The sequence below is a fragment of the Viridibacillus sp. KH_047 genome (assembly GCF_057838945.1).
Map to the genome: position 1 here is coordinate 3,004,529 of NZ_CM174479.1, position 18,083 is coordinate 3,022,611.

Here is an 18,083-nt window from a genome sequence, read left to right on the forward strand (position 1 = left end):
TTTTCTCCATTTCAGTTCATTTCCTGTTGTCATATACTTTACGAACATATATATAATTTTCGTGCCATACTAGTTTTTTAAAAATTTAAGTTTATGATTATTTTTTTGCTTCACTATTTACGACGCCATAAGCTGTATGAATTTCTGCTTTACCGCGAATTTTCATAGCTGATGTATGCTCTGTAAATTGTGCAATCATAATTTCTCCACTATCTAACTTTTCGGAGTGATGAAACTTTGTATCTGTACCGCGAGTTAAACCGATCACGTGAACGCCATCTTCTTCCGCACGGATTACTATATAGTCACTCTGAGACATATCAACATTCTCCTTGCTACATTATTTCCTTTGTTCATCATATCACAAATAAAGGGCTATTTTAAGACATTTGAATGAATGATAGTATTTCTGAACGTTTTACGTCGTCTTCTTCAAAGATTCCTTTTGCTACAGATGTGATAGTCTTTGCTCCAGGCTTTTTAATTCCTCGCATTGTCATGCACATATGCTCTGCTTCAACAACCACATAAACACCTTGTGGATTCAGCATTTCCATCAACGTATCAGCAATTGTTGCAGTAATTCGTTCTTGTAATTGCGGACGATGCGACACTGTTTCGACAGTTCTTGCTAATTTACTTAAACCTGCAACAACGCCATCTTTTGGTATGTATGCAATATGCGCTTTACCATAAAATGGTACTAGATGATGTTCACACATTGAGAAGAATGGGATATCCTTCACTAGGACAACCTCATCATGACCTTCATGGAAAACTGTTTCAAAATATTTTTTTGGATCTTCATGCAATCCTGAGAACATTTCTTGATACATTTTTGCAACACGCTTTGGTGTATCTAAAAGTCCTTCACGATTCGGATCTTCTCCAACTGCTTCAAGAATCATTTTAATCGCTTGTTCTATTTTATTTAAATCCGTAGTAGTCAACATTAATCCCCCATTATATCTGCATTACTAGTTACCTTGTGATGTTAGCACAATCAAAGCAAAATGCAAAATGCCTTGCCTAATATTAGAGCGGGTATTTTTGGTGATTTATCCATTGCCTTTTTTCTCAAAAGTATATTGGTTTTATATTTTTTTATTTACTCAACTCAATAGGCCATTTCATATGTATTCACTTTTCGTTATAAACCCTACCCTATCCATTCTAGATGGCAGATTTTATAGAAAATATCTCTGTACTTATAAGTACCCACTAAATTCAATAACTTATTTATTTTCCGTCTTACAATTAAAAGCTATATAACTATATAACATACGAAACTAAAAAAGTGAATAATTCTAAAACAAATAGTATCTTAACTGCTAAATAACAACAGGAATTATTACATTTCCCTGCTCCTCACACTAGAAATAAACAAGAATTACAAATTTCTTGTTCATTTCTAGTGTGCTAATTCATCAAAAAACAAAATAGCTAAGAGCAAACAAAAAGAACAGCCTTCCGAAGAAAGCTGTTCTATGTACCCTAGATACTATTATTTGACAGCATCTTTAAGCGCTTTACCTGGTTTGAAAGCAGGCACTTTGCTAGCAGCGATTTCGATTTCTTCACCTGATTGTGGGTTACGACCTTTACGAGCCGCACGTTCACGTACTTCAAAGTTACCAAAACCGATTAATTGTACTTTATCACCCGTTGTAAGAGCTTCTTGAATTGTATCAAATACTGCTTCAACTGCTTTAGAAGCGTCTTTTTTAGAAAGACCTGCAGCTTCAGCAACAGAGTTAACTAATTCTGTTTTATTCACACCATTCACCTCCTCTCAAGGGGCATTGACTCAATCATGTAAAAAGATTATCACAACCGAAAACCCTATGCAACAATATTTATACTCCTTTTACCTAGTTTAAGCAAATATAATCCCTGTAAAACGCAAAAAAACCTTTTTGCACGGTCACAAAAAGGCTTTTTTTGTTTTATTTATAGGTTATTTGGTAATTATAAAATAAAAGTTACCATACCACGATCACCTTGGTTTACCATTCGTTCAATCGTTTGACGCATTCTCGTTTTCGCATGAGCTGGAACAGCATTTGTTTTATAAGCTATACTTTCCTTCATTACCTCATAAAGCGGTGTACCAAATAATTGGGTATTCCAAAGTGCATCTCTATCATGATAATATCCATGTTTCAAATCTTTTAATAGCTGCTGACTATGAAACTCAGACCCTATTAACGGAGCAAACTCTGCTTCCATATCGATACGTATAATATGATAAGACGGCGCATTTGCCTTCATGCGTACACCGAAGAAATTATTTTGTTTAATGATTTCTGGTGGTGATGGCTCAAGTTCTTGCGTATTAGGTAGAGTAACTCCATAACCGTCTTTTTTAGCTTTTTCGATAGCTTCATGGAAGCGTTTATGAGCCTGTCTAGCTTCCTGTGATTCTTTAATAAATAACAGCCATTCTTTTTTGGTAACCACCGGTTCATCCAAAAATTGTTCACAAATAGCTTGATATATATCATTTTTTACTTGAAGAGTAATTCTTGCACTACCCATGCCTGGATTGACATCGGTCACTTCTGCATTAGAAATATAATCTTCTTCACTTAATTTTGTTGCAATATGTTTTACATCTCTTATTTTCGTCACGGAATCACTCCATGTAGCGATAACATCATTTAAAGAGACGTTAATTGGATTCGTTTCTCCAATGACCTCCATCCAATCAGGGCGTTCCACTTCGATCGATGTAATTGGAAATTCGTAAAGTGCTTCTTTCAAAATTTCATTTACTTCTTGCACACTCATTTGATCCGCAGAAGTACTAATTACTGGTACCTGATAGCGATCCGATAGCTCTTTTTTCAGGGCCACAGTATCTTTATGCGCAGGCATTTTACTATTTATTACCACAACAAATGGCTTACCTATTGCCTGAAGTTGCTCAATTATTTCGATTTCTGCTTTTTCAGCTGCCTGCCTTGGAATACCATTAACAGAGCCATCTGTAGTGACAACAATACCAATATTTGAATGATCACGGATGACTTTATCTGTTCCAATTCTAGCTGCTTCCTGGAAAGGAATTGGCTCATTATGCCATGGCGTGTGTACTAATTTCGGACCATTTTCATCCTCATATCCCTTCACACCATCAATAATATAACCCACACAATCAGCCAGCCTAATTTGCATCGTAAGAGGCCCTTCTCCTACTGCAATTTGTGTTCCTTTAGCTGGGACGAATTTAGGTTCAGATGTCATTATTACAGGGCCTGGAGAGCTTTGAGGCAGCTCGTCCTGTGCTCGTAATCGTTCTGCTTCATCTGTAATGTTTGGCAATACCATAACTTCCATTACACGCTTTGTAAACGTTGATTTCCCTACTCGTACCGGCCCTACTACCCCAATATATACATCACCGTTTGTGCGCTCCACAATTTGCTCATATAATTGTTCTGAAATGTGAATCCCTCCTATTCTACGCAATCTATTCTATGCACGAAAAAAACGTTTCATGCTAAAAGCATCAAACGTTTTAGAAGGTTATTTTTTATCGGTTAAGAAAATGACTTCATTCTTATCATTTACTGTATACGGCAAAGAATAGGCTGGTAGAATAGCGTATTTATCCGATAATAAATAACGGATGTCATCGCCTGATTTTACTTTTGGATTATCTTCATCTAAGATTCGTTGTAATTCAATAGAATAATCAATACAAATTTCTCCACTACCTTTTACAACTAAAGGTAGATTTACACTCGAATAAGGACTTGGTACTGAAGGTGATTTTTTGTAACCCATCTTCACATAATCCATTTGATAAATATCACCAATAATTTTATCAGAGATTGGTACGAAACCATTCACACCTTTTTTTATGTTCAATTCACGAATTATTTCTGCACCTCGTAAGTCTACTAGTTTAACAAGTGGTTTTTTACTCTCTGCATCCCAAATGACATATTGATAAATCCCACCCTTTTCATAAGCATTTCCAGGAATCTTGTCTAAATGACCATTTAGTAATTTTTCGAATTGAATAGGGTACTTAATATATTGATCTACATTTTCTTCACGATTTTGGATAGGTAGCAATCCGCCTGAAGTCTTTCTAAAAGAATCTATCGCCTTTTGGACTACTATTAGTTGTGCCTCATCTGGAACTTGATTTTCAGCTCGTTCTGATTGCGGGTACATACAGCCAGATAACAGAGTAGCTATTACAGCCACCAACAATAATATTCTCGTTTTTTTCATATACTTACCTCATTTTCTTAGGATTACCATGTGAAGACGACAAACATCATCGTCAAGAAACCTATGAATAAAAATAAATATGAGATCAACGCTATAATTGAACTCACTATTGCATTTTTGATTTTATGACGACTTAAGTAAATTAACCCCATCGCTACTAACATAAAACCAATAGAATAGAAAGATATCCACATCATATCCATTGGAGAAAAAGGAGTACCATTTAGTAGGACTAAGCTTGACAACAGACCAACCACCTTTCTTAACTAGAAACCGTTTCCATTCTCACAGATGAAATTATATCACAAAAAAACAAGAGGTGAGGAAGCATCACCTCTTGTCCATATTAATAATAGAGCTTGATATCACTGCATTTTAAACAGTTTTATAACGGTTTTGTTTATCGTACAATTTTGTGACAAATATCACAATTATTCAAAGAACCCTGCCATTTCGTGTGTTTTCATACGTTGCATTAGCTTCTCTACACCTTCAGTAGCATTTTGTTCTTCAAATAGCACCTCATATAGCGCTGATGTGATTGGCATAATTACATCGTATTTCTCAGCTAGCTGATGTGCCCCTTTTGTTGTACGGACACCTTCTACAACCATGCCCATTTGGTCCAGTACTTCCTGCAATGTCATACCTTTACCAAGCATATTCCCCGCACGCCAGTTACGTGAGTGAACACTTGTACATGTGACGATTAAATCACCCATACCAGCAAGTCCTGAGAATGTTAAAGGCTCTGCACCCATTTTCACACCTAAGCGTGACATTTCTGCTAAACCTCTTGTAATAAGGGCTGCCTTAGCATTATCCCCATATCCTAAACCATCAGTTACCCCTGCAGCTAAAGCAATAACGTTTTTCAACGCACCACCCATTTCTACTCCAATAACATCTGTATTCGTATAAATACGGAAATACTGATTCATAAACAAATCTTGGACGCGCTCGGCAGATGCTAAGTTTTCACACGCTGCTGCCACAGTAGTAGGATGATGCAACACTACTTCTTCAGCATGACTTGGACCAGAAAGAACAACAATGTCTTCAATTAAAGCTTCATCTATTTCTTCTCTCATAATCTCAGAAATGCGTAATAATGAATCAGGTTCAATTCCTTTTGAAACATGGACAAATAAAATTTTACGATCTAAAGTCTTCATCATTTTTTGACAAGTTTCGCGAATACCCTTTGTAGGGACAGCCATGACAATCACGTCTGCATGTGCAACTGCATCTGCTAATATATGTGTTGCTTTTAATGTAGTTGGTAGTTGTACACCTGGTAAATACTTCGCATTTGTGTGTTGCTCATTAATTTCGTTAGCTTGTTCTTCACGATGTGACCAAAGTAGGCAATCATGACCATTTTCAGCTAATACTATTGCTAGTGACGTGCCCCATGAGCCCGCACCTAAAACTGTTACTTTATCCATGTTTGGATCCCCCCACCTAGATTTAACTATTATCCTCGGGCACGTGTAATCAAACGAATAGGCGTGCCTTCGAAATCGAATGTTTCACGAATACGATTTTCTAAGAAACGTTCATAAGAGAAGTGCATAAGTTCTGGTTCATTTACAAAGACAACAAATGTTGGTGGCTTAATTGCAACTTGAGTAACGTAGTAAATACGTAATCTGCGACCTTTATCAGTAGGAGCAGGGTTTCTTGCAACAGCATCTGCGATAACTTCATTTAAAATACTTGATTGAATACGCATAGAGTGATTTTCATTTGCTCGGTTAACAACTGGCAATAATGAATGCACACGTTTTTTCGTTTTCGCTGATACGAATACGATTGGCGCATAATCAAGGTATTGGAATTGCTCACGAATCACTTTTGTTGTATGATTCATTGTCTTTTCATCTTTTTCAACAGCATCCCATTTATTTACGACGATAATAACTGCTTTACCCGCTTCATGAGCGTAACCAGCAATTTTTTTATCTTGTTCTTGGATACCTTCTTCGCCGTTTAAAACGACTAAGACAACGTCTGAGCGTTCAATAGCTCTTAGTGCTCTAAGTACACTGTATTTTTCAGTAGTTTCGTACACTTTCCCTTTTTTACGCATACCCGCTGTATCAATGATTACGTATTCTTGTCCATCAAATTCATAAGGTGAGTCAATTGCATCACGTGTTGTACCAGCAATATCACTTACGATGACACGTTCATCACCTAAAAATGCATTTACTAACGAAGATTTACCGACATTCGGACGGCCGATTAAAGAGAATTTTATGACATCGTCACCATATTGCTCTTCATCATCTTCTGGGAAGTGTTTTGCCACTTCATCAAGTAAGTCCCCTAATCCAAGGCCATGTGAACCTGAGATTGGGAATGGTTCGCCAAATCCTAATGAATAGAAATCATACATCATTTCACGCATATCTGGATTATCAATTTTATTAACAGCTAAAACAACAGGTTTCTTTGTTTTATATAAAATTCTCGCAACGTGTTCATCAGCTAGTGTTACGCCTTCACGACCATTTGTCATAAGAATAATAACATCCGCTTCATCCATGGCAATCTCTGCTTGGTGACGAATTTGGTCTAAGAAAGGCTCTTCTCCAATATCAATTCCGCCAGTATCAATAATATTAAATTCATGTGTTAACCAATCCGCAGAACTATATATACGGTCACGTGTTACTCCCGGAATATCTTCCACGATAGATACACGTTCACCTACGATTCTGTTAAAAATAGTCGATTTACCGACATTCGGACGGCCTACGATCGCTACGACCGGTTTCGTCATAATTTATTCATCCTTCCAACTTCTAATAGTACATATTATACAACAAAAAAGGCGATGGTACCTTATAAGTTCCCCATCACCAACAATTCAAGTCATCATATATGTATATATTACAATGATACACAGGGCATTACAAGAAAAAAACAGGCGGATGTGAGAAGAACCCGCCTGCTCCATATAGTTTTTTGTTGCATTTAACGTTTTTTATTCAGAGAAATTTTTTAATTTGTCACCAATAACATCTGCAAAAGAGAAGCCTGATGTTTCTTCAGGTAGTTCGTAGTCAGTAAAATCTTCCTCTTCAGCATTTTCAAGCAACGCTTTAATACTCAACGATAAGCGGCTTTCGTCTTTATTGACATCTAGCACTTTCACTTCTACTTCTTGACCTTCTTTTAGTACTTCATGTGGTGTTGTAATGTGCTTATGTGCAATTTGAGATATATGCACTAAGCCTTCAACACCCGGGAACACTTCAACAAAAGCTCCGAAGTTTACTAATCGTTTAACAGTACCTGTTAATACAGCGCCTTTTGGTGCTTTCTCTTCTACTTCTTCCCATGGTCCAGGCAAAGTTTCTTTAATAGAAAGTGAAATACGTTCGTTGTCTTTGTCTACAGACAATACTTTTACAGTTACCTTTTGACCTTCCGAAAGAACGTCTGACACATTTTCCACATGCCCATGAGATACCTGTGAAATATGGACTAAACCATCTACACCACCAAGATCGATGAATGCACCAAATGAAGCCAATCGTTGAACGGTTCCTTCTAATACGTCACCTTCATGAATACCGCCTAATAATTGCTCTTTTTTAGAAGCTTTTTCACCTTCTACGATTGCTCGATGAGATAAGATTAGTCGGTTTTTCTGTTGATCCATTTCAACAATTTTAAAGGCCATAGTTCTACCTTTGTAATCTTCAAATGATTCAACAAAATGATCTTCTACAAGAGACGCTGGTACGAAACCGCGGACACCTAAATCTATCACTAGGCCGCCCTTCACGACATCTTTTACTTCTGATTCAATTACTTCACCATTTTCAAACTTGGTTGTTAACACTTTCCACGCATGAATAGCATCTACTCTACGTTTTGAAAGCACATAGTTCTCTTCTTCTACTTTTGTAATGATTAATTCAAATTCATCGCCGACTGAGACTGCGTCGGAAGCTTTATCAACATGCAAGCTTGATAGCTCACTGATTGGTACGACACCATCAAATGGTGCACCTTCAATTGATACGGTTACTGCCTTTTCTTCAACTTGAGCAACGATACCTTTGACGATATCTCCCTCACGGAATTCTTGACCTTGATTCAAGTTCATTTCTTCAGACATATGTAATCCTCCTTCACAACGTTCCATCTCTATTTTATTCCAATTCTCTTACAAAAACAAAAATTAACTCTTTTTTATTGGAAGTTTTTTAATTTTTCTTATAATGTTCATCGAGTAACTCTTGAATACTCGCCATAATGACCTCTGTTACTTCTTCTGCTTTTGCTCGACGTTCTCTATAAGGTGCGATATCAATTGGTTTACCATAGACCACTTTTAAGCGTCTGAATGGCTTGTAAGGCCCAATAATGGCACATGGCATTACATTTGCTTCGCCTTTTAATGCGAAAAATCCTGCACCTGAAAAACCTTTACCAAGAGTACCTGTTTTGTTTCTTGTACCTTCAGGGAAAATACCAACTACTTGACCTTGTTTCAATAAATCAAGAGCAGTGCGCAACGCTTGGCGGTCGCTTAACCCACGTTTAACTGGAAATGCATGAACACTTGGTAAAATACTTTTCAAAATAGGTAATTTAAAAAGCTCTTCCTTTGCCATAAAATTCACCGGTCTAGGAGAAGTAATTCCTACAACAGGTGGATCAAGTGCATCTATATGATTGGAACAAAGTAAAATGCCTCCCTCTTTCGGGAAGTTCTCAAGGCCAATCACTTCCATACGGTAAATCGGTTTTAAAGCGGTAAAGACAACAGATTTAGCAAATTGGTAAAAGTCCATCTTATGCCATCCTTTCACGCACTAGTTTTAAAATAGCATCTGCTGCTTGTTGAATAGACAGCTCAGTAGTATCTAAGAAAATGGCATCTTGTGCTTGCACTAGTGGAGAAGCTTCTCTTTCACTATCTAATTTATCACGTAGTGCAATCTCTTCTTGTAATTGCTCAATAGTAGAAACAATACCGCGTTGTTTATTATCTTCAAAACGACGACGTGCACGTTCTTCAACAGTTGCAGACATGTATAATTTCAATTCGGCATCTGTTAAAACAGCTGTTCCGATATCACGACCGTCCATAACAACTCCGCCTAATTTCGCCATTTCTTGTTGGCGATGAACCATAATTTCACGCATAGCCGCATGTGCGGCTACTTTAGAAACATTACTCGTTACTTCATTTGAACGAATTTCTTGAGAAACATCTTGACCATCTAAAAATACTAGCTGTCCATTTTCTGAAGGTTTTAACGTAATGTCAGTCTTACCTAATAAGTTTGTTACACTTTCCGCATCTTCTAAATTTATATTTTCTTTCAATGCTTTTAATGTAAGAGCTCGATACATAGCACCTGTGTCAATGTATGTATAACCTAGAGCTTCTGCTGCAATTTTAGCAATTGTACTTTTACCTGCTCCAGCAGGGCCGTCAATTGCGATTTGAATATTCTTTTTCACGGTTTCAACCCCTTCTTTCCGTAATATTGTATCACAACCGAAATGCTGAGGCGACACGTTTGACTACGAATCGTGTAGTGCTTAAAAACCAAAATCTTGCTATAACTTTCGTCACTTAAAATAATCACTATCATTACTCTATAGCTGCTATTTAAAATATTAGCAAAAATAGTGTAGCGGTTATACTTTAAATCCACTACTTCACATATTCCCCATTAAAATAAAAAGTCCTCTAAAATTCAGAGGACTCTTTGATAATTAAAAAGCTGTTTCTTTTTTTCGCATTAATAGCTGTCGTTCAAAACAGAAGCGCACTAAATATTGACGATCCAACTCATCTGTATCAGTAAAGTGCAACGGTGCAATAACACTGTCTTCTCTTTCAATAATTCGAATAACTGATGCTCTCGTTTGAATATATTTAACATCCTTATTAGAAAAAGGTAAAGCAATCGTCATATCAAATTCATCATTTTCTTTAAATGCCACTTTTTGATTTAAAATGATCGCTAAACCTCCAGCACTAATGTCTTCTGTGACAAATTGATAATATTCATCATTGAAGCGTACTGCGACATCCACAGGTGTTAAGACACGAACGAACTCTCTGCGTTGTATTTTATAAATTTCTTCGTCAGTTGGAAAGGACAACGTAATCATCGGAATATTCGCTTTTACCCTTCCAAGTACTTCTGTTTTGAAAGCATGGGCTATTTTCTCTTCATCAATAAAAGATGCACGGAATTGACTGCCCCTAGATAAAAAGGAAGTCCTATTAGTAGTTGTACTTACTGGATAGTCAATATAAATATTACCATCCTTCTGTTCCACAACTTTACATTTAAAACGTTCCATAGATTCTGAATTGATGGGTTCTAACGTGATTAATGTACCAATTTTAAGTTCCATGTCAATCTCCCTTTATGCCACTTTAGTAGTGGTTTAATTATGACATGGATTGTTAAATTATGCTAGAGACAATACAATATACCCCTTGCACTTGGTCTATAATTTTTCATTCTTGATGATTTCGCCCGTTTCTGTATCTACCAGTACTCTAAACGTATGTGGAACATTCTTATTGTAATAAACAACTGTCAACTCGTAGCACAAACGTTCTTCCATTTTATCGTTTTCACTATAAGATAACGCTTCTTCTACGATTTCAACATTTTTATCGAAAAACGTTTTCCAATCAATTTTTTTCATTGGTTGATCTTTTAATGTTTCTTTTTGAATATATTCCATACCATTAATCCCAATGATTTCACCGTTGTCTTTTGCAATTTTCACTTGTACGCCATCGGCATATACTTTCGCTTTATTAGATGGATTAATACGTACATAATTTAAATGCCATGCCATTGTATTTTCTCTAGATGCTTCAATTTTAAGATCATCGAAGCCTAGTTCTTTCATCTGTTTATTAGCCTTGTTAATAAGTTCTTCTTGGCTTAATGTACTTTTATCTACTGGTCGTTCCACTAAAAACGATAATAAGTGTCCGCCTTTTTTCGTAATATCTGCATAACCTAACCTAATTCCTTCATGGAAAGTAATATGATAGAACGGATATGGAGCTGTTTTTGCACTTTTTTCAATACGAATTGTTGCTTTTTCATATTGCGGGAACATTTCTTTAAAACGTGCTAAAGCTTCTTTTTCTGTAATAACTTTATCATTTAATGCTATTAAATCTTTTTTCTTTTGATTATCCGTTTCACTTGATGTTAACGGAAAATCACTTTCTGCATATGATTTTACCGTTGCAGATAAGTTCGTAAAATTATTTTTTACATCCATATTGGATAGTTGATCTAGCCATTTATTATAATGCTTATCTTCTTGTAATAAATGCGCTGTAGCAACGTCCCACTCACTTGAGAAGGAACTTAAATTTGAAGCTACATTGGAAATACTTTTATTCCAATTTGCTTTCGATTCTTCAGAAGTCATTGTTAATTTCGCTTGATTACCTAAACGCCCTAAATAATTCATCCATTGCGTTGTAAAGTCACGATCTAGCGGTAAACCTCCAATTGTTTGACGAATATCTGAAGATAAACGCCAAACATCTTGTAATGAATCATTTAATGCAGTAGGGTCACTAAAAAGAAGGGATTGCTGCACTGCTTTTTGTAGCTCATTTAGTTGGCTAGAAGCATCTGACATCTGATTCGTATATTGAGCATGTAATAACTGTTTTAAATTTGTTTTTTCCTTTGCAGACGTGTAACTAAATACCGAAAGAACTATAACAGCATAAACAAGAAAGAATGTTAACTTTTTCAATCAAGCACCTCCTATAAGCAAAAAATATGCTGGCCTATTGTTTTGATTTGTGGTCTTGTCCAAATCCATTCACTAGTAGCTGTTTTTGGATTAAAATAATAGAGCGCATTTTCAGTAGGATCCCAACCGTTCATCGCATCAATTACTGCTTCCATTGCACGATCATTAGGTGTTAGCCAAATCTGACCATCTGCAACTGCAGTAAAAGCTCTAGGTTGGAAAATAATACCCGAAATCGTATTTGGAAATTCAGGACTATCTAATCGATTTAAAATAACAGCTGCTACAGCAACTTGGCCTTCGTATGGCTCACCTCTGGCTTCACCGTAAACCGCATTGGCCATTAATCTCAAATCTTGATCTGAAAATTTAGTTGGTAGTTGTGTATTAGATTGTGCACCTGTTCCCTGTTGAACTTGCTGTTCTAATGGTTTACCACCATAATGCGTAAATCGATTACCCTTTTTTAACTGCTCCATTACAAATTCTTTATTATAATTTGAAGCATTAGTTAATTTTTTCTTCGTCGTTGTACCAGCCATTCCATCAACTTTCAAACCGTATTTTTCTTGGAAGTTTCTTAGGGCCCAATACGTGCCATAACCAAACTTACCATCAATTTTCCCGGTATAAAAACCGATATATTGCAATCTTGCTTGCAATTCAATTACATCATCGCCATTGGCTCCCCTTGCAATCACTTGATTAGAAAATGCTTCTCCGCGATGCACATCGTTCATTGCGAAAATAGTGAAAGTCATAAGTATGATGAGAAGTACTTTAAAAAGTCTCATTGATTGTGAGCCTCCTTTTTCGTAGAATGTCTCAATCTACGTTTTTTATACAAAACCACATAAAAAAATGCCAAGAGAAGTAGATTATTTCTCTCGGCACTTATATTTTTTTTTGAGCATATAGATGTTGAATTAAGTGATTGTGGGCTTGTTTTACTTTTCTTAGCCCAAACCACCATAAAAACAACATAAAAGGAATCATTAAATATGACCAATGATCTTGAAAAAAGAAGATTAAATTGTATGCGTTGTGAAGTAGAATAGGTGCAAATAATGCAACTGCGATATATTCATTTACTTGTTCTTTCTTAGAAAATTTCGATTTCCCTAAATAATAACCCATGACGACACCAAATAACGCATGGCTGGAAACCGGCATTAACGCACGTAAAAATGCAGTGTTTACACCGTATGAAAGTAAGTATAAAATATTTTCTACTGTCGCAAAACCTAATGAAATGGCGACACCATATAAAATCCCATCATATGGATCATCAAACTCAACATGATGGTAAATGGCAATCATTAAGATCAACCATTTAAAAAATTCTTCAACGACTCCAGTAAAGACGACATTTTCCAAGATTGGGTTTGAAAAAATCTGCTCTTCTTGAAAAACGTACTGTAAAAATAGAATAGGGAACGTTAAGATTGCACCATATATAAATGTATGGAACAATGTTCTCCGAGGCTCCGTAGCCATTTGATTTCGTAGGTAAAAAAAGCTAAACAGCGCGAGGCCAGGAGCAATCGCCACTGTTAATAGGATAAACATGTAGTTGCTCCTTTCAATCGATGTCTATTTATTATACCATTCATAACATCTAGCAAAAGTAATCCAAGGAGGATTTGTCATGAAAAAAACAATTTTATTAATACATACAGGTGGAACGATATCAATGCATGTAAATGAGGAGTCAGGTGCTGTTGTTCCAAAAGAAACTAATCCATTAATCGTAGAAAGTAAAAAACTAAGTCAGTATGCTGATATTATAGAATTAGATGCTTTTAATTTACCTTCTCCTCATATGACACCTATTGAAATGCTCAAATTGAAAAATTTTATTTTAGAAGCAGTCAGTAAGCAAGTAATTGATGGTGTTGTCATCACTCACGGTACTGATACTCTAGAGGAAACAGCTTATTTCCTTGATTTAACAATGAATTTGGAAATCCCTATTGTCTTAACAGGAGCTATGCGCTCTTCTAATGAATTAGGGGCTGACGGGGTTTATAATTTAGTTGAAGCAATGAGAGTTGCTATTTCAGAAGATGCAAAAAATAAGGGTGTACTAGTTGTTATGAATGACGAAATTCATGCAGCTGCTAACGTTACAAAAACTTCAACTTCAAATGTTGGCACTTTCCAAAGTCCACAGTATGGACCACTCGGACTTATTACTAAAACAATGATTCATTTTCACCACGCTCCTTTGCAAAAACAATATGTAGAAGTTTCTACAATTGAAAAAAAGGTCGCCTTATTCAAAGTATATGCAGGAATGGAAGCTGACCTTTTATTGTCGGCAATAGATAGTGGTTACCATGGTGTGGTATTAGAAGGTTTAGGCCAAGGTAACGTCCCACCAGCTGTCGTATCTGGCATTAAAGCACTGCTCGATCATCAAATCCCAGTCGTTTTAGTTTCACGCTGTTTTAACGGTATTGCACAAGGCGTTTACGGTTATGAAGGTGGCGGCAAAATGCTTGAGGATATGGGTGTCATTTATGCTCCAGGAATTAGTGGCCAAAAAGCTCGTCTAAAACTTTTAATCGGCTTAAATCAAGTACATTCCCCTATTGAAGTTGCACATTTCTTTTAATAATTTTTCTACTTTCATCATTATCAATAATATTTAAATAAAAAGGGATGTCTACCAAGTCTGATTTCGACTCATTGACGACCCTTTTTGAAAATCAAGAATGTTGATTGAACAGCATTCTTGATTTTTTATTTAGTTCTTTCTGGATGAATTAACCGCTTTGGAAAGGCCATTTATAATCTTTAAAAAGCTCTCTCAATATCATTAGTGCTTATTTGGATGCTTTAACTTTCAATTCCATTTAATTTACTTCATTTATAATCTGTTGAATTATTTTCATACTCTCTATATCTTTTTGTCTAAGTTTTCTTCCTGTTCCTAATTTATGATCCTTCTTTTCTTCAAGTAATTGGTGTGGACTTAACACACAAACTGACACACCCTGTAAATTATAAAATTTCGTAGATAAAGCATCAGACCTCCATATCCATTCTGGAAAACCATTTGCTATAATGTCCCCCTCTTCTGAACGCTTTACGAAAACTATACTCACATCAACATCATTTTTAATAAAATCAGTTTGAAACTCGCTAACTGGAAATATCTGAAAGCCCGCATGCTCAAGTGCTTTTTCCAACTGTTCTCGATATTGTATCCAAGTAACAAAATCAATATCAGAGTGTGGCCGAATAATCCTTCCAAGTAAAAAGTCTATAGCCCATCCCCCTCTTAACCATAAATTATTATTAAGAGCTAAACTAATTCCATTTATCTCATGAATTATTCTTAACTGGGACTGTGTTTTATCAAACTCTTGAACAATGTTTTTGCTTTCCACCTTTATACACATCCTTTTATTTTTTTACCTACTTAAATATATTCTCTTAATTTTTTATATTTTGCGGATGACATTGTGTAAAAATATATTAATAGAGATTTTGAAAACGCTTTTAATGTAGACTTACTTGAGAACTAGTTGCCCTAAACGATACTTAGTTTTTGGCTTTTAATGCTTCATGAAATATATTGCATATATGTAAAAGGGGGTTCATATGGAAAACATTTTCATGTTCGTTCTTATATCAGCTTTATTAGTAATGGTCCCTGGGGTAGATTTATTATTGGTTATCAAAAACACTATCTTATACGGTAAAAAAGCAGGTCATTTTACGACTTTAAGTATTGTAGCAGCTTTATTTGTTTGGACACTAATCGCTGTTTTAGGCTTAGCTGCTATTGTAGCGAAATCATTATTTTTATTTAATTTAATTAAGTATTTAGGGGCTGCTTATTTAGTATGGATGGGAATTAAACCTTGGCTATCAAAAGGTTCCTCTCCAATTGGGTTATCTGATAAAAAACACGAAATTGGAACTACTGAGTATTCCACAAAGGCACATAAATCATGTTTTTACCAAGGAATACTAACTGATTTACTCAATCCAAAAACCTTAATTGTATATATGACACTGATGCCACAATTTATAAATACGAATGGTAATATTATTTTTCAATTATGCATTCTTGCAGCAATACTAATGGCTTTAGCAATTGTATGGTTTATCATTGTTGTCTATGTACTAAATATTATTCGAAAATGGTTTATGAAACCGGGCGTTCAAAATATATTTAACAAAACGACAGGAGTAATGCTTGTCTTCATTGGTGTAAGATTAGCTCTAGAGGAAAAAGCCATATAAAAAGAGCCAGTCACCTTCTATAATAGGTTGACTGGCTCTTTTCCGGAGTAATCATTGTAATAACTACATTGTTTTGCTCGATTGCTTAAGGAATTGGTTAATACCTTACCTGTTTATGACTGCCTTATCCTATTTATAGTAAAAGCTGTCTCTTAGTCAAAAAGACTAGTGAGACAGCTTTTTTTATTTCTCTTGAATGTAGTTGGCAATGAGATTACCGTGGAAACGGCCATTTTCAATGAAAATTTCATTAGCATTATTTCCTGCTGCAATTACACCCGCGATAAATAAGCCTGGAACATTCGTTTCCATTGTTTCAGGATTATAAGTTGGGCGTCCTGTTTCACTGTCTACTGTAACGCCCATAGCACGGATGAAATCATGATCTGGATGGTAACCTGTCATAGCAAAGACAAAATCATTTTTCACTATAAATTCCTTACCTTCTTTTGATAAAATAACTTCATCTTCTTTGAAGGCAATAACATTTGTCTCAAACATCATTTCTATTTCACCGTTACGCACAAGGGCATCGAAGTCTGGCAGTACCCACGGTTTAATACTTGGTGAGTATTCTGCACCTCTATAAACAACTGTTACACGAGCACCTGCTTTATGAAGGGCTAATGCAGCATCAATTGAAGAATTCTTCCCACCAACTACTAATACATCTGTATCAAAATAGGGGTGAGCTTCTTTAAAATAGTGATGGACTTTAGGTAGTTCTTCCCCTTCAATCCCCATGTAATTTGGATGATCATAATAACCCGTTGCGATAATGACATATGGAGTTATATATTGATCTTTATCTGTTTTAACTTCGAATGTACCGTTCTTTGGCGTTACATTAAGAACCGTTTCAAAGCGATTAATTTGAATGTTTTTACGTTTTACTACTTCACGGTAGTATACTAAAGCCTGATTTCGTTTCGGTTTAGGCTGTTCAATGATAAATGGTACATCTCCAATGGCTAACTTTTCACTTGAACTAAAGAATGTTTGATGTGTTGGATAATTGTAAATGGCATTTACAATATTTCCTTTTTCAATCACTATTGGTTGTAACCCAATTTCTTGTAATGAAATCGCTGCTGCTAAACCACATGGCCCGCCACCTACGATAATTGCATCTATTTGACGCATGAACCTTCACTCCTCATAAATAAACATCTCCTATAAACAAGGAGATGTGACACTGTATACTCTATTAACATCTCTATTATACGCCCATCCATAAAAATTTTCTTGGTTCTTGCACTTTTTTTCGACAACGTAATGTAAAATTTAACTGTTTTTTCTACAGAAATAGAACTGGCTCTACAAATATGTAGAATCAGCTCAGTTTTACTGTTGGTTTTTCGAGAGCGAAATATAACAATAGCCACCATTATTTGAAATAAGAAAAATCGTATCCCTTTGATCATAGAAAAGCAACCGGTTATTGAAACCATTCAAATGCTAGTGCAATTAAATAAAGCGGAACTCCAACAATAAACATCCCCGCAAAAAGGTAAGAAATACTTGTGAAAATAAATTTAATAAAATCATAAATAGCACCAGCTAAGTCATCAATAAGCCTTAACATCTCTAGCCTCCTTATTAAGAACATGTCTAGATGAAAATAAAGTAAATCGATATGAGGAAACAATAGCTTAATAAATTGATTCGGCATGCTCCCCAATATACCTGCTTTAATAAAATTTGGCGTATTTTCCAAACAGCTATTCAGCATGATGTTCATTCTTTTATTATGAATTTGCTCCTATCCTTAAAAGGATAGATATATCAAAAAATACAAA

20 protein-coding genes are annotated in these 18,083 nt (G+C 35.6%); 2 read left to right on the forward strand and 18 right to left on the reverse strand.

Annotation, left to right across the window (positions count from 1 at the left end; genetic code table 11):
- Nucleotides 1-97: 97 nt before the first annotated feature.
- From mtrB to prsW, 15 genes are all read right to left on the reverse strand, one after another.
- Complete coding sequence (mtrB, locus tag AC3IS5_RS14820) at nt 98-319, reverse strand: trp RNA-binding attenuation protein MtrB (protein WP_053417253.1); 222 nt, start codon at nt 317-319, stop codon at nt 98-100.
- Between the two features lie 61 nt (nt 320-380).
- The gene (gene folE, locus AC3IS5_RS14825; protein ID WP_053417254.1) at nt 381-953 is read right to left on the reverse strand and encodes a GTP cyclohydrolase I FolE; all 573 of its coding nucleotides are present in this window, start codon (nt 951-953) and stop codon (nt 381-383) included.
- Between the two features lie 551 nt (nt 954-1,504).
- Nucleotides 1,505-1,777 (reverse strand): HU family DNA-binding protein, encoded by a 273-nt coding sequence (locus AC3IS5_RS14830; RefSeq protein ID WP_038190738.1) that lies wholly within the window; start codon nt 1,775-1,777, stop codon nt 1,505-1,507.
- Nucleotides 1,778-1,968: 191 nt separating this feature from the next.
- Nucleotides 1,969-3,471 carry a stage IV sporulation protein A gene (gene spoIVA, locus AC3IS5_RS14835; protein WP_489425111.1) on the reverse strand — a complete coding sequence of 501 codons (1,503 nt, stop codon included), beginning with the start codon at nt 3,469-3,471 and terminating at the stop codon, nt 1,969-1,971.
- Nucleotides 3,472-3,528: 57 nt separating this feature from the next.
- Nucleotides 3,529-4,245: a hypothetical protein gene (locus AC3IS5_RS14840; RefSeq protein WP_489425112.1), complete on the reverse strand. Its 717-nt coding sequence runs from the start codon at nt 4,243-4,245 to the stop codon at nt 3,529-3,531.
- A gap of 23 nt (nt 4,246-4,268) precedes the next feature.
- Nucleotides 4,269-4,490, reverse strand: a complete 222-nt coding sequence (locus AC3IS5_RS14845; RefSeq protein ID WP_227752011.1) for a DUF2768 domain-containing protein — start codon at nt 4,488-4,490, stop codon at nt 4,269-4,271.
- A 186-nt stretch (nt 4,491-4,676) separates the two neighbouring features.
- A complete protein-coding gene (locus AC3IS5_RS14850) occupies nt 4,677-5,693 on the reverse strand; it encodes an NAD(P)H-dependent glycerol-3-phosphate dehydrogenase (protein ID WP_489425113.1) in 1,017 nt (338 codons plus the stop codon).
- 29 nt (nt 5,694-5,722) lie between these two features.
- The gene (gene der, locus AC3IS5_RS14855) at nt 5,723-7,033 is read right to left on the reverse strand and encodes a ribosome biogenesis GTPase Der (protein WP_038190744.1); all 1,311 of its coding nucleotides are present in this window, start codon (nt 7,031-7,033) and stop codon (nt 5,723-5,725) included.
- 204 nt (nt 7,034-7,237) lie between these two features.
- Nucleotides 7,238-8,380 (reverse strand): 30S ribosomal protein S1, encoded by a 1,143-nt coding sequence (rpsA, locus tag AC3IS5_RS14860; RefSeq protein ID WP_489425114.1) that lies wholly within the window; start codon nt 8,378-8,380, stop codon nt 7,238-7,240.
- An 88-nt stretch (nt 8,381-8,468) separates the two neighbouring features.
- Nucleotides 8,469-9,059 (reverse strand): lysophospholipid acyltransferase family protein, encoded by a 591-nt coding sequence (locus AC3IS5_RS14865; protein WP_340707526.1) that lies wholly within the window; start codon nt 9,057-9,059, stop codon nt 8,469-8,471.
- A gap of 1 nt (nt 9,060) precedes the next feature.
- Nucleotides 9,061-9,735 (reverse strand): (d)CMP kinase, encoded by a 675-nt coding sequence (gene cmk / locus AC3IS5_RS14870; protein WP_489425115.1) that lies wholly within the window; start codon nt 9,733-9,735, stop codon nt 9,061-9,063.
- 258 nt (nt 9,736-9,993) lie between these two features.
- The gene (locus AC3IS5_RS14875) at nt 9,994-10,644 is read right to left on the reverse strand and encodes a flagellar brake protein (RefSeq protein ID WP_489425116.1); all 651 of its coding nucleotides are present in this window, start codon (nt 10,642-10,644) and stop codon (nt 9,994-9,996) included.
- Between the two features lie 96 nt (nt 10,645-10,740).
- Nucleotides 10,741-12,027: a PepSY1/2 domain-containing protein gene (locus AC3IS5_RS14880; RefSeq protein WP_489425117.1), complete on the reverse strand. Its 1,287-nt coding sequence runs from the start codon at nt 12,025-12,027 to the stop codon at nt 10,741-10,743.
- An 11-nt stretch (nt 12,028-12,038) separates the two neighbouring features.
- The gene (gene sleB, locus AC3IS5_RS14885) at nt 12,039-12,821 is read right to left on the reverse strand and encodes a spore cortex-lytic enzyme (RefSeq protein ID WP_489425118.1); all 783 of its coding nucleotides are present in this window, start codon (nt 12,819-12,821) and stop codon (nt 12,039-12,041) included.
- A gap of 100 nt (nt 12,822-12,921) precedes the next feature.
- Nucleotides 12,922-13,596: a glutamic-type intramembrane protease PrsW gene (gene prsW, locus AC3IS5_RS14890; RefSeq protein ID WP_489425119.1), complete on the reverse strand. Its 675-nt coding sequence runs from the start codon at nt 13,594-13,596 to the stop codon at nt 12,922-12,924.
- A gap of 79 nt (nt 13,597-13,675) precedes the next feature.
- Between prsW and AC3IS5_RS14895 the strand changes: the two genes are divergently transcribed.
- Nucleotides 13,676-14,644, forward strand: a complete 969-nt coding sequence (locus tag AC3IS5_RS14895; RefSeq protein WP_489425120.1) for an asparaginase — start codon at nt 13,676-13,678, stop codon at nt 14,642-14,644.
- A gap of 241 nt (nt 14,645-14,885) precedes the next feature.
- Here the strand turns inward: AC3IS5_RS14895 and AC3IS5_RS14900 are convergent, their stop codons facing one another.
- Nucleotides 14,886-15,422: a nucleotidyltransferase domain-containing protein gene (locus AC3IS5_RS14900; protein WP_489425121.1), complete on the reverse strand. Its 537-nt coding sequence runs from the start codon at nt 15,420-15,422 to the stop codon at nt 14,886-14,888.
- Nucleotides 15,423-15,636: 214 nt separating this feature from the next.
- Between AC3IS5_RS14900 and AC3IS5_RS14905 the strand changes: the two genes are divergently transcribed.
- On the forward strand, nt 15,637-16,284 hold the full coding sequence (locus tag AC3IS5_RS14905; RefSeq protein ID WP_489425122.1) for a LysE family translocator: 648 nt from the start codon (nt 15,637-15,639) through the stop codon (nt 16,282-16,284).
- A gap of 183 nt (nt 16,285-16,467) precedes the next feature.
- On the opposite strand, the gene AC3IS5_RS14910 is transcribed toward AC3IS5_RS14905, so the two are convergent.
- Together AC3IS5_RS14910 and AC3IS5_RS14915 are read right to left on the reverse strand one after the other, a co-directional pair.
- Nucleotides 16,468-17,427: a YpdA family putative bacillithiol disulfide reductase gene (locus tag AC3IS5_RS14910; RefSeq protein WP_489425123.1), complete on the reverse strand. Its 960-nt coding sequence runs from the start codon at nt 17,425-17,427 to the stop codon at nt 16,468-16,470.
- A gap of 295 nt (nt 17,428-17,722) precedes the next feature.
- Nucleotides 17,723-17,869: a hypothetical protein gene (locus AC3IS5_RS14915; protein ID WP_489425124.1), complete on the reverse strand. Its 147-nt coding sequence runs from the start codon at nt 17,867-17,869 to the stop codon at nt 17,723-17,725.
- Between the last annotated feature and the right edge of the window lie 214 nt (nt 17,870-18,083).